The 14,467-nt window shown below is 42.4% G+C and carries 14 protein-coding genes; 3 read left to right on the forward strand and 11 right to left on the reverse strand.

Translation table 11 applies throughout. From position 1 onward, the window contains the following. Nucleotides 1-59: 59 nt before the first annotated feature. The 3 genes from DYE48_RS08975 to DYE48_RS08985 all read right to left on the reverse strand — a co-directional run bounded on the left by DYE48_RS08975 (nt 60) and on the right by DYE48_RS08985 (nt 1,950). Nucleotides 60-623: an SLOG family protein gene (locus tag DYE48_RS08975; protein WP_115823312.1), complete on the reverse strand. Its 564-nt coding sequence runs from the start codon at nt 621-623 to the stop codon at nt 60-62. Nucleotides 624-707: 84 nt separating this feature from the next. After that, nucleotides 708-1,274 carry a CotD family spore coat protein gene (locus tag DYE48_RS08980; protein WP_115823313.1) on the reverse strand — a complete coding sequence of 189 codons (567 nt, stop codon included), beginning with the start codon at nt 1,272-1,274 and terminating at the stop codon, nt 708-710. Nucleotides 1,275-1,539: 265 nt separating this feature from the next. Next, the gene (locus DYE48_RS08985; RefSeq protein WP_115823314.1) at nt 1,540-1,950 is read right to left on the reverse strand and encodes a cytidine deaminase; all 411 of its coding nucleotides are present in this window, start codon (nt 1,948-1,950) and stop codon (nt 1,540-1,542) included. Between the two features lie 174 nt (nt 1,951-2,124). Between DYE48_RS08985 and DYE48_RS08990 the strand changes: the two genes are divergently transcribed. Then, entirely contained in the window at nt 2,125-5,172 is a 3,048-nt protein-coding gene (locus DYE48_RS08990; RefSeq protein WP_115823315.1) for an efflux RND transporter permease subunit, read from the forward strand. Between the two features lie 53 nt (nt 5,173-5,225). Here DYE48_RS08990 and DYE48_RS08995 read toward each other — a convergent pair whose 3' ends face one another. Together DYE48_RS08995 and DYE48_RS09000 are read right to left on the reverse strand one after the other, a co-directional pair. Continuing rightward, complete coding sequence (locus DYE48_RS08995) at nt 5,226-5,597, reverse strand: YppE family protein (protein WP_115823364.1); 372 nt, start codon at nt 5,595-5,597, stop codon at nt 5,226-5,228. A gap of 56 nt (nt 5,598-5,653) precedes the next feature. Then, entirely contained in the window at nt 5,654-5,920 is a 267-nt protein-coding gene (locus DYE48_RS09000) for a hypothetical protein (protein WP_115823316.1), read from the reverse strand. 544 nt (nt 5,921-6,464) lie between these two features. On the opposite strand from DYE48_RS09000, the gene recU reads away from it, so the two are divergent. Further along, the gene (gene recU, locus DYE48_RS09005; protein WP_115823317.1) at nt 6,465-7,055 is read left to right on the forward strand and encodes a Holliday junction resolvase RecU; all 591 of its coding nucleotides are present in this window, start codon (nt 6,465-6,467) and stop codon (nt 7,053-7,055) included. A gap of 16 nt (nt 7,056-7,071) precedes the next feature. Further along, a complete protein-coding gene (locus tag DYE48_RS09010) occupies nt 7,072-9,771 on the forward strand; it encodes a PBP1A family penicillin-binding protein (protein ID WP_115823318.1) in 2,700 nt (899 codons plus the stop codon). Nucleotides 9,772-9,811: 40 nt separating this feature from the next. Here the strand turns inward: DYE48_RS09010 and nth are convergent, their stop codons facing one another. The 6 genes from nth to DYE48_RS09040 all read right to left on the reverse strand — a co-directional run bounded on the left by nth (nt 9,812) and on the right by DYE48_RS09040 (nt 14,436). After that, on the reverse strand, nt 9,812-10,468 hold the full coding sequence (gene nth / locus DYE48_RS09015; RefSeq protein ID WP_115823319.1) for an endonuclease III: 657 nt from the start codon (nt 10,466-10,468) through the stop codon (nt 9,812-9,814). Nucleotides 10,469-10,476: 8 nt separating this feature from the next. After that, nucleotides 10,477-11,172 carry a DnaD domain-containing protein gene (locus DYE48_RS09020; RefSeq protein WP_115823320.1) on the reverse strand — a complete coding sequence of 232 codons (696 nt, stop codon included), beginning with the start codon at nt 11,170-11,172 and terminating at the stop codon, nt 10,477-10,479. Between the two features lie 92 nt (nt 11,173-11,264). Further along, nucleotides 11,265-12,557 carry an asparagine--tRNA ligase gene (gene asnS / locus DYE48_RS09025; protein WP_115823321.1) on the reverse strand — a complete coding sequence of 431 codons (1,293 nt, stop codon included), beginning with the start codon at nt 12,555-12,557 and terminating at the stop codon, nt 11,265-11,267. Nucleotides 12,558-12,575: 18 nt separating this feature from the next. Beyond that, on the reverse strand, nt 12,576-13,760 hold the full coding sequence (locus DYE48_RS09030) for a pyridoxal phosphate-dependent aminotransferase (protein WP_115823322.1): 1,185 nt from the start codon (nt 13,758-13,760) through the stop codon (nt 12,576-12,578). Nucleotides 13,761-13,775: 15 nt separating this feature from the next. After that, nucleotides 13,776-14,303: a cell wall elongation regulator TseB-like domain-containing protein gene (locus DYE48_RS09035; protein ID WP_167449477.1), complete on the reverse strand. Its 528-nt coding sequence runs from the start codon at nt 14,301-14,303 to the stop codon at nt 13,776-13,778. Further along, nucleotides 14,266-14,436, reverse strand: coding sequence for a YpmA family protein (locus tag DYE48_RS09040; protein ID WP_089652552.1), 171 nt, complete (start codon nt 14,434-14,436; stop codon nt 14,266-14,268). Before DYE48_RS09040 ends, DYE48_RS09035 begins: the two co-directional genes overlap by 38 nt. Between the last annotated feature and the right edge of the window lie 31 nt (nt 14,437-14,467).

A 14,467-nucleotide genomic window follows, 5' to 3' on the forward strand; every position in this document is an offset into this window, starting at 1 on the left:
ACACATTACATCCATTTTTTCAAAAGGTAACGAAAATGTCAATTTCAAATCTGGAACATTTATTGACTCCAGAAATCTGGATCGGCCATCCGAAGCTCTTCTACCGTCTCTTCCAGGTCTAATGGAGTAATATAAACGATCTCATACTCCCCATGGTCTTGAGACTTTTTCGCAACTCTTAAGAAATATTGTGGACTACCTTCTGTATCTTCATCATATAAAACGAGACATCCTTCCGAGTGATCGATTAGAAATTGATCTTTTGCTCTGAATTGATAAGGACCTTCATACCCTTTATTATAGATCGGCTGGTAGAAATCGGCGGTCATTGTTATTTCCTCATAAACAAGCTTAAGATCTTCAGGCCATCGCTCTTCCTGGTTTTCAAAAGGTGGAAGAACGCCTAATTTCACATCATACTCTTCTTTTAGATCGAGCACGACTTCAGCCGTCCATAACTCGACTCCCATTTGTCCTGAAATGAGCACCCATTGCAAACCTTCTTCTATGTAAGTACGTAATCTTCTTTTTATAGTCTCTTTTACGAAATCAACTTTTGGATCATTATGCTTAAAAATACCCATTTCCATCGGTTTATAACCCGTCACAACAATGGTTTTCAATGTTCTTCCTCCTTACCCTTCATTTATTTTAATATGTTTCCTAGAAATAAGAAAATAAGCCACTGTTTCGTGGCTTATCTCATCTTAACTATTTGAGCCTGAACCCATCATCGGCATTTGGCCTTGACCCATCATTGGCATTTGACCCTGGCCCATCATTGGCATCTGACCGTCACCCATCATCGGCATTTGACCTTGACCCATCATTGGCATCTGACCGTCACCCATCATCGGCATTTGACCCTGAGCCGTCATTGGCATTTGACCACCTTGGCCCATCATACCTTCCATCTCTTCCATATCCTCTTCGTTCATCATCGGCATTTGGCCTTGACCCGAAGGCATTTGACCCATATCTTGAGGATTCATATAATCCATCCAGTTATAGTCTGGTGAAGACCCTTGAGGAAAAGCGAAGTCTTGAGTTCGGAAGTTGTTTTGCTCAGAAACCATATATGGGAAATAGTGGTTATTGTTCAACGTATGATTATTTCGAACGAGAATGTGGGTAGGATGAATGTAGTCTTGGTTTTCACTGAAATAGTTATCTACCACACAATTTTGGACAGGACAGACGATCGGTCTACGGTTTCCGGCTGGAGAAGACATCGGTCCACAGCCGCAAGAGTCCTGCATAGAATATTGATGCATCGTGCTTTCACTCCTTGTTCTTTTATTCCTTATCAGCGTATGTCACAAAGAGCGTGAATGTACTAGGCGATATCATCATATCCTTTACTTTCTTATCGACAGATACCCACTCACTTACATAGAAACATGGATATCATCATTAGAAGCATACTTTTATTTCCAGTAAATGTACTAGACGAATAGGGTGGGGACAAGTTCTACGCGTGGACATTGTTTTTTTAATTTTGCCAATAAAAAAAGGATGAGAGTCTCATCCTTTTCCTGCTTATTTCGCTTCTTCTTCGGATAGATCAGCAGATGAAAACGAGAATGGAAGAATTTCATCCATTGTGAATGTTTTTGTATCTCCGTGCAGATTTGTCGTATGAATTTTAACATCTGACTGGAAAAATTCACTCATGACCTGACGACAAGATCCACATGGTGGAACCGGCCTTTTCGTGTCAGCGACAACCGCTAGTTCCTTGAAACTGTTATGTCCATCAGAAACAGCCTTGAAAATCGCCACTCTTTCAGCACAACAGGTAACAGGATAGGCGGCATTTTCAATATTGCATCCCGTATAAAGGGTTCCGTCTTCTGTGACTAGAGCAGCACCTACGGGGAAATTTGAATAAGGGACATAAGCTTTTTCCCTTATCTTCTTAGCTTCATTGATTAGTTGGTTTGATTCCATTTACATCCCTCCCTACTCATGGGAAGGTCATTATATATGAATATTGGCAAAATGTAAAGCGGTTTCATATTCGGTTTTATTATAGCACATCGGGGGAGCATATAATTGACACATGTGTCGGAAAAAAGTTTATACTGAAAGAGCATAAAAATCATATGGATCAGGAGGAACAAAATGAAATCAATTTTAAATTACAACAAAATCATTTGGATTTTTATTTTGTTATTGATTTTCACAGGTATTTTCACTTATCTTCAACTACCAAAACGGGAAATTCCTGAAATTAATGTAAATGTATCATCAATTTCCACGGTTTATCCGGGGGCAACTCCCCAAGAAGTGGAACGGACAATCATCAACCCCTTAGAGGAAGAGCTTTTGAATACAGAAGGGATTGATGAAATCACGTCTGCATCCACAACAGGGTTTGGTACCGTGACTGCTACTCTATCCGGAGATGTAAATGTAGACACAACGAATGCTAAGATCCGACAGGCCGTATCAGATGTATCAAGGACTTTTCCAGACGAAGTCCAATCCCCTGATGTGAACACGGACACAACCATGTCAGCTGTTGCTTCCTATCACCTTTACAGTGAAAATCGAACGGAATTATATAAATTGCGGGAAGAAATGCAAGAATGGAAAGCGGAATTAACCAAGACACCTGGTGTCGACTCCATTCTGGTTAAAGGCTTACCTGATCAAAAGGTCTCCGTCCGTTTGGATAATGACCAATTGAATGAGTTGCAAATTCCTCCATCTTCCGTCATCCGTTCTTTGAATGAAGAATTGGGTCCTTCACCAATTGGTACGGAACAACGAGATGGCACCATCCATCAACTCATCTTTGAAAAATATTCGGACATTGAAGAGCTGGAACGTTTATTTGTCGGAAACAGCTCGGAAGGTGAGCCTGTCACTCTCGCTGAAATTGGTTCCATTGAAATGACGAACCAAGAAGTCGAAGACCTGATTACGTATAAAGACCAGGCTGCTCTATCCGTCACCATACTTACTGAAGAAGGAGTAAACATTAGTGCCCTGCAAGAAGAACTGACAGACAAGGTTAACGTTTTGTCTGAACAGTTGCCGGCAGAGATCCAGGTCGATCGATTTTATACACAGAGTACGATTATTGATGAAGTGTTTTCAAACCTGATCACTTCCTTTGCCATATCGTTTCTTGCTGTCATCATTATCATGGTATTGGGTCTTCCATTGTCTTCAGCGATTCTCGTTGCTTTATCGATCCCAATATCCATTCTGATCGGTTTAATTCCGCTTCCGTATGTTGGAGTCGATTTGAACCAAATTTCAGTCATCGGAATGATTATAGCCATCGGTATATTGGTAGACGACGCTATTGTTGTTAATGACAACATTCAAAGAAGGTTCCAACTCGGAGATGGCCCGATGGAAGGTACCATCCGAGGTGTGAAGGAAGTCGGCAAGTCCATCATCACTTCAACACTCATGATCATTTTCAGTTTCCTGCCTTTGACGTTTCTATCGGGATCGAACGGAGATTTCATCAGAGCCCTGCCATCTGTATTAATCTTTACGGTGTTGGCATCCACCATCATTGCTCTGACCTTCATCCCTACCGTTCAATATGCAAGGAAAAAACGGAGGAGAAAATCCAAAAAGGCAAAGTCTGGACTTCTTGGTGGTTTGTTTGATCGAGTAGAACGTATCTACGCTGATAGGATACTTCCTACTACTACGAAGAAGCCACTCGTCACTTCCTTAATTGGTCTTGTTGTGTGTGCCCTATTAGCCACACTGGCCATTCGGATTCCTTTTGAATTTTTCCCTGCTGCCGATCGTCCTGAGGTCACCATTTCTGTTGAGAATCCTCAAGGAACTACGATTCAGGAAACAGAACAAGGCTTGCAAGAATTAACTGACTTCTTAGAGGAATCTGAAGAAACCATTACTGAAACAGCCATTTATTCAGGCAGTGGCCTTCCTAACTTATTCAGTTCAGGATTGCAGCGTTCAGGTGAAAATACAGGTCAAGTGCTTGTCCGGGTAGACAGAGACCAGACGAGCGCAAGTGATTTTATAGAGGAATGGGAGGAGCCTTTGAGGGAGGAGTTTCCAGAAAGTGAAATTTTCCTTGAGACCATTGTCTCTGGTCCTCCACCTTCGCCACCTGTTCAGATCCAAATCCAAGGTCCAGAGATAGAAACGTTGATTTCCGAGGCAGAGGATGCAAAAAATAAATTAAGTGATCTTGAAGGCGCAGAAATAGCTACACTCAATGCGAAGACACAGCCTTTTACGGAATACAGCGCTGACCGTACACTGCTTGCGGAAAATGACATTGCGATCAACCAAATTACATCTCAGCTCCAACTGGCAAACATCGGAGTTCCTTTGGGAACCTTTGATAATGGGGTAGAACGCTTACCGATCGAGATAATGGTTGACGACGGTGTAGAGGATGGTGTAGCCCTTTCTGAGCTGAACGTTGTCAGTCAACAGGCCAGCCAAGGCGATGGACCACCAGAAATCCTTACCCTTGATGAAATCATCACGACAGATTCAACCGAACGGATCGGTGTCATACCGCACTTGGATGGAGATCGGACCATCACAGTTGAAGCCTATCCTGTAGAGGGAATGGAAAGCAGTTTCAACCAACAAACATCGGAAGTCATAAACGAAATCAAGAATGACCTACCAGATGGTTATACGCTTGTTGAAAGCGGCGAATCCGATGCACGGTCCGAGTTCTTTATAGAAGTAACAAAACTGTTTGTCATCGTTTTGTTCCTCATTTACTTAACGATTGCCATCCAGTTCAATTCTCTGCTTATGCCTTTACTGATTACAGGAACCGTATTTTTAGCTGTGACAGGGGCCATAATCGGACTTTTCGTTTCTGGAGAACCTCTCAGTTTCCTAGCTGTATTAGGTATCGTCTCTCTTTCAGGTATTGTTGTAAGAAATTCAGTAATCCTTGTCGAGTTTATTGAGCAAAACCGTGAACGATACAGCAGTAATATAGAAGCTGTTATTGAAGCAGGCAGGGCAAGGATCCGTCCGATAGTCCTGACGTCGTTAACATCGATTGCAGCCCTGGCTCCAATCATTTATACAGGAGATGTGCTATTCAAACCATTGGCGGTATCGATCGTTTCCGGACTTGCTTTTTCAACAGTACTCACGCTGCTGCTTGTCCCCTCTTTTTACTTGTTAATATCCAGAAAATAACTGGCAGAAGAGTGATTAAAGAGTAAAGCTTCAGTCAAATGAAAAAAGCTCCCTTACTGGGAGCTTTTTTCATTTTGTTCTATATCGTTAAGGACCATATCCAAAACGTAATGGGAGGATTGATATAATTCCTTGAACCTTTTGCGGTGAACATCCAGATAATAACTATGAAGGATGATCATTTCAATGTTTTCATGTGTTGATTTCACTTGGTTCGGGTGGACGTTCGTCTTCCGGTCTTTCACGAAAGCTTCCGCTTCTTTCACCCATTCGTTAGTCATCTGAAACATCGGATCCGTTTCCTTTTTAACCTGATTAAAAAAGTCATAGCTCTTTTTATCAACGGGACCTTCCGTATTTAAAAAGCGTTGATGACGTTCATCAATGAGACGCTTCAGTTCGTTCGTATTGGCTTTTAAATTCATTACTTCCCACACCTTTCCTCCTTCATAATATCATGAGGGATCAAAGGGTATCAAAATCAACCTACGGAACGACGTCTGGCCTGTTGAGCAACCTTACCCATATATTCAAACCGTCGTTCTCTTTTCATCTTCCTTAATTCATCACGAAGCCCGAAGACTTCATTCTTCAATTCATCCATTTCTTTACGGTGGGAGACGGCCATATTAAACACGATTTCATCTGTTTTGATCGACAACCTGCGCTCAAGTAAGGAGAATTTTTCCTGTAAGTGCGAGAGCTGTTCCTCAAATTCATTTGGTGTGATGACACTATTTTTCTTCATACACTACTCCCCCTTTTATTGGTGTTATACAAATTCTCTATTGCATGCATAACTCCTCTACGGATGACAAGACTAGAACTAAAGCAACAAAACAAGTCAAACCAGACTTTAATCTTCGACATAAAAGGAGAAAAGCATATGGCTAAGAAAAAAGAACAGAAAAATAAGAAACCGACACCAGCAAAAACGGACAATCCTAAATTAGCTGGTGAGAACCGCCCTTCTACGTGATTGGACAGATGCTGTTGCTATTTTTTATAGCAGCAGCTTTTTTTATAAAATTTAATAATTTCGGGAGTAAAGGATACCATTCACTCTCTACACGAGACAAAAAACCCCTTCCATTATCGAAGGAATATGATTAGGGTTTTGAATGGAATATGGAAGGGAAGATAGTCATGGCGGTTCTCTTATATGTGTCAATCGTGTGAACAGGTGAAACTTTCCTTTCTTTTATACGTCTAAATAAAATGAGTCGCATGTATATATTCTTGGACACGAAAATTTGGTATGATACTCTCATGGCTATAGGGAGGGATTGGTTGTGAATTATCCCAATGGGAGACGTGGTTCCAAGACAAATTTAGCTCCCAAAGGAAAAACAAAACCGGATTTCAGTAACAGGGGAATGTCACTGGAAGAAGATATTAATGTAACAAATGAATATTATCTGCAAGCAGGAGTCGCGGTGGTCCATAAAAAACCCACGCCTGTTCAAATTGTACAAGTGGATTACCCGAAGCGTAGCGCCGCTGTCATTAAAGAAGCGTATTTCAAACAAGCCTCAACGACAGACTTTAATGGAGTTTATCGTGGGAAGTACATCGATTTTGAGGCTAAAGAAACGAAAAACAAAACGTCTTTTCCATTAAGTAACGTTCACCAACACCAGATTGACCATATGAGGGCTGTCCAAGCACATGGTGGAGTCAGCTTTATGATCATAAAGTTCACACCTCTGGACGAGACATACCTCCTTCCATCCTCAGCGATTTTTTCTTTTTGGGAAGATCAGTGGAATGGTGGAAGGAAATCGATTCCTTATGCTTACATTACAAATGAAGGAATCAAAATCCCTTTTCATTATCAGGCTAGGGTTCACTATGCCACTGCCATCGATAAGCTTTATTTCTGAAATGGAGGAAATGTAAATGGCCAACGATAGCCAGTCACGTACATCAAGAAGAAAACAAATGAAATCATCGAAAAAAGGAAAAAGCAATTCAAAATTCAAAAGGATTTTTATGACCCTCTTAACCATCGGAGTTGTTCTGATGTTAGGGGTTGGAGCACTATTTGCCTATTATGTCGCTACGGCTCCAAGTTTAGATGAATCGAAATTATCCGATCCATTCTCTTCCAAAGTTTATGACAAAAACGGAGACTTGTTTGCTGATTTAGCCGGAGACGAACGACGGACGAAAATCACATACAACGACATTCCTACCGTTCTTGAAGACGCTGTATTAGCGACCGAAGATGTACGCTTTTTCGATCATATTGGAATTGACTTTCGAAGAATCGGAGGCGCCGTACTGGCGAACATCACTGGCGGGTTCGGTGCTGAAGGAGCAAGTACAATTACACAGCAAGTCGTCAAAGAATCATTTTTGACGAAAGATAAAACCATAAAACGTAAAGTGCAAGAACAGTATTTGGCTATTAAGTTAGATCAGGAATATTCCAAAGAAAAGATCTTAGAAATGTATTTGAATAAGATTTACTATGGGGCTGGGTCCTACGGCGTTGCTGAAGCAGCGGAAACTTATTTCGGCAAGAAAGACCTGAGTGAACTCACATTGCCTGAAGCTGCCCTATTGGCAGGTCTTCCGCAAAGACCAAGCGGCTATATGCCCTTTGAGAATCCAGATTTAGCGAAGGATCGAATGAACACGGTTCTTAGTTTGATGGTACAGCACGGGAAAATAACAGAAGCTGAAGCAGAAGAAGCACGACAAGTGAAGATCGAAGACATGTTGATTGAAAGACAACCTGAAAAAGAAGCACCATTCCAAGCGTTCCTGGATGAAGTGGAACGTGAAATTAAAGAGAAAATGGATGGTTCAGATATATATAAAGACGGGTTGAAAATTTATACAACGCTCGATCCTAAAGCTCAGGAACAAGTTCAGCAGCTCTTAAGTAATGAAGGCCCTACTCCGTGGCCGGATGAAAAATTAATGGCGGGAATTGCTGTCACTGACACACAGACAGGTGCTATACGAGCAATTGGCGGAGGCCGTAACTATCAAAAAGGCCAATTCAATACGGCCACTCGAATTAACCGCCAGCCAGGCTCTACATTTAAACCGATTACAGCTTATGGTCCAGCAATTCAATATAATAAAATGTCCACCTATCATCAGATTAAAGATGAAAAAACTGAATTTGATGTCAATAACGGATGGACACCCAATAATTTTGATAATAAGTTTAGAGGTTGGGTATCAGCGAGATATGCACTAAGTCGTTCATTAAATATTCCTACGATTAAATTAATGGAAGAAGTAGGTATTGATAAAGCCGAAGAGTTTGCAAAGGGCCTCGGTTTTGAAGTGCCGGATAAAGGTTTTATGCTTTCAGATGCTATTGGAGGAGGAGTGGGAACCAACCCTAAAGAAATGGCTGGCGCCTACGCGGCTTTTGGTAACGAAGGCGTGTATAACGAACCACATACCGTAACAAAAGTCGAGGTACCTGGTGAAGGAACGATCGAACTTACTCCAGAGCCTGAATCAGCGATGAACAGCTATACAGCCTTCATGATTTCTAACATGCTGCAAACGACTATGAGTGAAGGTACAGGTACCGCAGCTAACGTACCTGGTGTGCCTGACGCAGGAAAAACCGGAACGACAAACCGTGGTGATTATGCCTCTGACTCCTGGTTTAATGGATACACAACGAACTATTCCATTTCCATATGGGCAGGTTACGATGAAGAAGATCCGATGTCTCAGGCGGCAAAAGATATACCCAAACAGATTTACAAGCCTTTGATGACTCAATTATCGCAAGAAATAGAAACGGCTGACTTTACTAAACCGGATTCTGTGGCCTGGGTGGATGTAGAAAAAGGTTCCAGACCTGCACGTTTACCTAGTGAATATACACCTTCGGGCCGCATTGTCACAGAACTATTCCATGTAGACAATCAGCCATCCAAAGTATCAGAAACTTACCAGCAATTGGATCCCGTCCAATCGTTGGCTGGTAAATTCAATGAAGAAACATCCAGTATAGATCTCTCGTGGTCCTACGGAGATACAGATGGAATCAGTTTCCGTATTGCTGCCTCCATCGATGGTGGAGAAATGAGAGAACTGACAACAACGAAAGATACAAGCGTCGAGATTACGAATGTCGATCCTGGGGCCTCTTACGAATTTTCTGTTGTGGTCGTCAGTGATGACGATAATACAGCCAATAGTGATCCGGCTACCGTCACGGTTCAAGCGCCTGGTTCTCTTGAACAGGAAACTCCTGATGAATCCGAAGAGGGAGAAAATCAGGAAGATGAAGAAGAGAACCCTGAAGGTGAAGGTCCTCCTGAAGAAAACAATGACGACGGAAACGATAATAATAACGGTGATGGCCAAGGCGAAGGCGAAGGCCAAGACAATGGCCAAGACAATGGTCAAGGCGAAGGCCAAGGCAACGGTCAAGGCAATGGACAAAACGATGGCCAAGACGATGGATCTGACAATAATGATGACAGTGAAAACGATGACCAAAATCAAAATGATGGTTCTGGTTCAGGTGGAGACAGTGGTTCAGACGGGAACAGTGGTTCTGATGAAGAACAACCGCCAGCCGAAGACGATCAGGATAATCAACAAGATGCGGCCTAAACAAAAAATACCCTCTCGAAAATTCGAGAGGGTATTTTTATTAGGATTTCTCTTTCTTTTTCATTCGTTTTTGTCCTTCCCTGCACAGAAATAATAAAGGACACTCTTCACAATTGGGACGCTGCGCTTTGCAGTGATAGCGGCCGAAAAAAATCATCCGGTGATGGGTCACACTCCACTCTTCCACTGGTATTTTCCTCATCAACGTCTTTTCGACTTCCAAAACAGAATCTTTCCATCGACAAAGAGCGAGGCGTTTGGAAACACGCTCCACGTGTGTATCCACTGCTATGGCAGGTTCATCAAAAGCAACGGAAGCTACGACGTTTGCCGTTTTCCTCCCCACTCCAGCTAAACTTTCCAGCTCTTTTTTTGTCGGGGGAACTTCCCCATTAAATTTCTCCACAAGTGTTTGGGAAAGCTTCTTTATGTTCTTTGCCTTGTTCCTGTATAAGCCGATTCGTTTGATATCATCCTGGAGCTCTTCTAATGGAACAGCGATATAGTCCTCGGGCTTTTTATATTTTTCAAAAAGTTGAGGGGTCACTTTGTTCACTAATGCATCTGTCGCTTGAGCAGAGAGAACGACAGCAACGAGGAGTTCAAAAGGATTGCTGTGTGTTAATTCACACTCGGCCTCAGGAAACATTTCCTCAAACGTATCTAAACAATGACGGATTTGCTGTTTATTCAACATCGTGTGTTTTAAGAATCCTCCTCCAACCAGTTATAGTAAAGGGAGATATCCCGCTTCTTATTTTCCTGCTTTTGTGTTTTTGGTGCCTGTTGGCCTTGGCGGAACTGCTTGCCCTGTTCCCGGGCTTGCTCCACCGTTTTGACACCTTTACGTTTCCACTCCCTCAGGATGCGGTCAATGTATTTAAAATTCAATTTGCTCATTAATACAGCTTCTCTTAACGCGGCCTTGATCAATGCAGGGGATTGATCTTCCTCATCAAGCCATATATTGATGGTTTCAATTTCAAATGGAGACAGGGGTCTCCCGAATTCTTGCTCGAACAACGGAAAAATATTCTCATCATACGACCGGTCATTCGTTTGAGGTTTCGGTGATGCAGCAAAAAGTTTTTCCCACAAAGGCTCCAATGAATAGTACTCATTAAGCACACGATCTTCATTTTGATTTTGTTCAATGGTCATCATTCTTTTTTGTATCAGGCTTCTAAGCACTCTTGAACATTCTTGCGCTGTAATGGAAAGATGAGTTGCCAGTTGTTCAGGTGTAGGAAAACCGTTGCCTTCTGTGCGAAAACGGTGGATTTGCAAAAGAACGACCAATTCTGTTTCATTCAACTTCAGCTGATGAAAATGTTCAAGAAGTTTGGTTGGAACGACCATTTGGTTATCCATGATGTTTTGAAAGCTTTGGTATTTAGCCAAATCAATCCCTCCATTCTTAATCTTTATGGAATGAAAAACACCGATACGCCACAGGCGTTAAATCGGTGTTCGTTCATCCACATGATTGGTGATCACGGGTAAAGTCGATTCAATAAACGAGGGAATGGAATAGTCTCGCGAACGTGCTCGACTCCTGAAATCCAAGCGACCGTACGTTCAAGTCCTAATCCGAAGCCGGAGTGTGGAACACTGCCGTATTCACGTAATTGTAAATACCATTTGTACGCATCCCCTGTGAGATCATGTTCTTCATACCTCTGCTGCATTAACTCTAGATCATCAATTCTTTGAGATCCACCGATGATTTCACCATATCCTTCAGGAGCGATCAAGTCTGCACATAGAACCACTTCTGGGCGCTCAGGATCTGGCTTCATATAGAACGCTTTGATATCAGCAGGGTAATTCGTAATGAAAACAGGCTTATCATAGCTTTCCGCAATGGCTGTTTCATGTGGGGCTCCAAAGTCTTCTCCCCATTCGATATCATCAAATCCTTTATCTTTCAAAAGTTGAATGGCATCGTCATAACTAATGCGCGGGAATGGAGCTTGGATTTTTTCAAGTTTTTCTGTATCACGACCGAGTGCATCAAGTTCAATCTTACAGTTTTTAAGAACCGATTGAACCACATGAGAAACATACTGTTCCTGTACTTGAAGGCTGTCTTCATGGTCCATGAAGGCCATTTCAGGCTCAATCATCCAGAATTCAATCAAATGACGGCGGGTTTTTGATTTCTCAGCACGAAACGTTGGTCCGAAACTGAATACACGTCCAAACGCCATGGCCGCAGCTTCCATGTAAAGCTGACCACTTTGAGACAAGTAGGCATCTTCATCAAAATATTTCGTATGGAAGAGTTCTGTTGTTCCTTCCGCCGATGATCCCGTAAGGATAGGTGGGTCAATTTTGACATACCCATTGTCATTGAAAAATTCGTAAGTGGACCGAATGATTTCATTTCGTACTTTCATGACGGCATGTTGACGCTTAGAACGTAACCACAAATGGCGGTGGTCCATCAGGAACTCTGGACCGTGTTCCTTTGGTGTGATCGGATAGTCGACAGCTTCATGAATGACTTCAAAATCTTTCACTTGCATTTCATATCCAAGTGGCGAACGAGTATCTTCCACGATCACACCTGTCACATAAAGGGAAGACTCCTGTGTTAAAGCTTTAGCATCTTGAAACTTATCTTCCCCGATTTCTGCTTTAACGACGATCCCTTGCATAAATCCTGTTCCATCACGAAGTTGCAAGAATGCAATTTTACCACTGGAGCGTTTGTTACTAAGCCAGGCTCCTAACGTCACTTCTTCGCCTACATATTTTGATACTTCAGAAATAGTTGTTTTCACACTAAAACCTCCAAAAGCTTAAGATTGATGTTTGTTTACAAAACGTTCGATTCGATCAGCTGCTTTTTCAAGCTGATCCAGAGATGTCGCATAGGACAGGCGCACATTATCAGGGCTTCCGAATCCAGACCCAGGGACGAGCGCAACTTTTTCTTCATCTAATAGAGCTTTCACCCATGCATCCACGTTCTCAAAGCCACCCTGTTCAACCGCTTCTTTCACATTCGGGAAAAGGTAAAAAGCGCCGGATGGTTTCGCACAGTTCACACCAGGAATTTGAACAAGTCGCTTGTGAAGCACGTCCAGCCGCTCTTTGAACGCTTCTTTCATTTCGTCTACTTTTTCTTCAGATGCCGTATAAGCAGCGAGTGCTGCGTACTGGGCAATGGTCGTCGGATTGGATGTCGAATGGGAAGCCATATTGGACATCGCTTTAATGACCGTTTTATTTCCCGCAGCGAAACCGATTCTCCACCCTGTCATAGAATGGGACTTGGAAACCCCGTTGATAATAATCGTTTGATCATAGAGTTCTTTTGACAGCTGAGCTACGGAAACATGTTTTTCATCTGTATAGATCAATTTTTCGTAGATTTCATCCGATACAATGAGGACATCATGCTCAAGGCACACTTCTCCGAGCGCCTTTAATTCTGATTCCGAGTACATCATACCTGTCGGGTTACTTGGTGAATTAATGATCACAGCTTTCGTTTTTGGTGTGATGGCTTCTTTCAGTTGCTCTGGTGTAAGCTTAAAGTCATTGGATTCCTCTGCTGAAACAATCACAGGCGTACCTTCAGCGAGTTTTATCTGTTCTGGATAACTGACCCAGTATGGAGCCGGGACGATGACTTCATCCCCCTTATTCAAAAGGACCTGGAACAAAGTGAACAATGCATGTTTCGCACCTGTGGTAACGATAATTTGTTCATTTGTGTAGGTTAGGTCTTGGTCGCGTTTCAGTTTTGCTGTAATGCTGTTCTTCAGCTCAGGAACACCGCCAGCTGGTGTGTATTTCGTCATTCCCTCATCCATCGCACGCTTGGCAGCATCCAAAATATAAGAGGGTGTATTGAAATCGGGCTCGCCAGCTCCCAATCCAATCACATCATGACCTTCTGCCTTCAATGCTTTCGCTTTGGCTGTGATTGCCAATGTTGTTGATGGTGTTAAAGCTTGCACGCGTTGTGCTAATTCCATAAACGTTCACTCCTTTTACTCATTCTGTCTGAAAGCAAAACGCTGATCAAACGCTTCACCCTGCAATGTAAAATAATCCAGTACGTAACGGTTCTGTTCATCGATATAAGTCAATTGAAAGACAGGTTCGTTTTCCTCAAAACCATATTGTATATCTTTGAATGTACAATTGGAGCAAGTATTCCCCCACCGGGAGCGCATCTCCTCCAAAGGCAGCGCTTCTTCTTTAGGAACCTCATCAAGGATCTTTTTTTCCTTTATGTCCATGAATAAAATTGATGCTTCTTTGGATTCGTTGATTCCTTGGACGATATGAAATTCTCTTGCGCCATGGTATGTAGAAACATGGTCGATCCTTGTAAGGTCCCCTTGTTCTCTAGCAATCGCTTCCGCTTGAGGGTGACCCTCTTTCCGGTCCTGATTCACATCTATATATACCCATAGGAAAAGGATAAAAGCTAGAATAAAGAGGATTCCTACTATCGCAAGGCTCCACTTCAACCAACTAGGTACGGTAAATGGTGAAGACTGCGGTCTCAGCATCGTCATCATCCAGTGCCAACCCAAACATCAGATTATTTTCTTTCAGTGTGCGGTTCAATGTATCGACAATTTTATAAAGATCATCAGACTTTTGGATTCTGACCGTCGATAACGTTTCAATCTTATTTTCCATCGGTTAAAAACCTCCATTGTGCGGGGTCCGC

The organism is Halobacillus trueperi (genome assembly GCF_003386945.1).
In the GTDB taxonomy this organism is placed as follows: domain Bacteria; phylum Bacillota; class Bacilli; order Bacillales; family Halobacillaceae; genus Halobacillus; species Halobacillus aidingensis.

Bases quoted from the DNA above. Each gene is read 5' to 3' on its own strand.
- DYE48_RS08980 (WP_115823313.1), bottom strand. From the start codon at position 1,274: ATGCATCAATATTCTATGCAGGACTCTTGCGGCTGTGGACCGATGTCT.
- DYE48_RS08985 (WP_115823314.1), bottom strand. From the start codon at position 1,950: ATGGAATCAAACCAACTAATCAATGAAGCTAAGAAGATAAGGGAAAAA.
- DYE48_RS08990 (WP_115823315.1), top strand. From the start codon at position 2,125: ATGAAATCAATTTTAAATTACAACAAAATCATTTGGATTTTTATTTTG.
- DYE48_RS08995 (WP_115823364.1), bottom strand. From the start codon at position 5,597: ATGAATTTAAAAGCCAATACGAACGAACTGAAGCGTCTCATTGATGAA.
- DYE48_RS09000 (WP_115823316.1), bottom strand. From the start codon at position 5,920: ATGAAGAAAAATAGTGTCATCACACCAAATGAATTTGAGGAACAGCTC.
- DYE48_RS09010 (WP_115823318.1), top strand. From the start codon at position 7,072: ATGGCCAACGATAGCCAGTCACGTACATCAAGAAGAAAACAAATGAAA.
- nth (WP_115823319.1), bottom strand. From the start codon at position 10,468: ATGTTGAATAAACAGCAAATCCGTCATTGTTTAGATACGTTTGAGGAA.
- DYE48_RS09030 (WP_115823322.1), bottom strand. From the start codon at position 13,760: ATGGAATTAGCACAACGCGTGCAAGCTTTAACACCATCAACAACATTG.
- DYE48_RS09035 (WP_167449477.1), bottom strand. From the start codon at position 14,303: ATGCTGAGACCGCAGTCTTCACCATTTACCGTACCTAGTTGGTTGAAG.
- DYE48_RS09040 (WP_089652552.1), bottom strand. From the start codon at position 14,436: ATGGAAAATAAGATTGAAACGTTATCGACGGTCAGAATCCAAAAGTCT.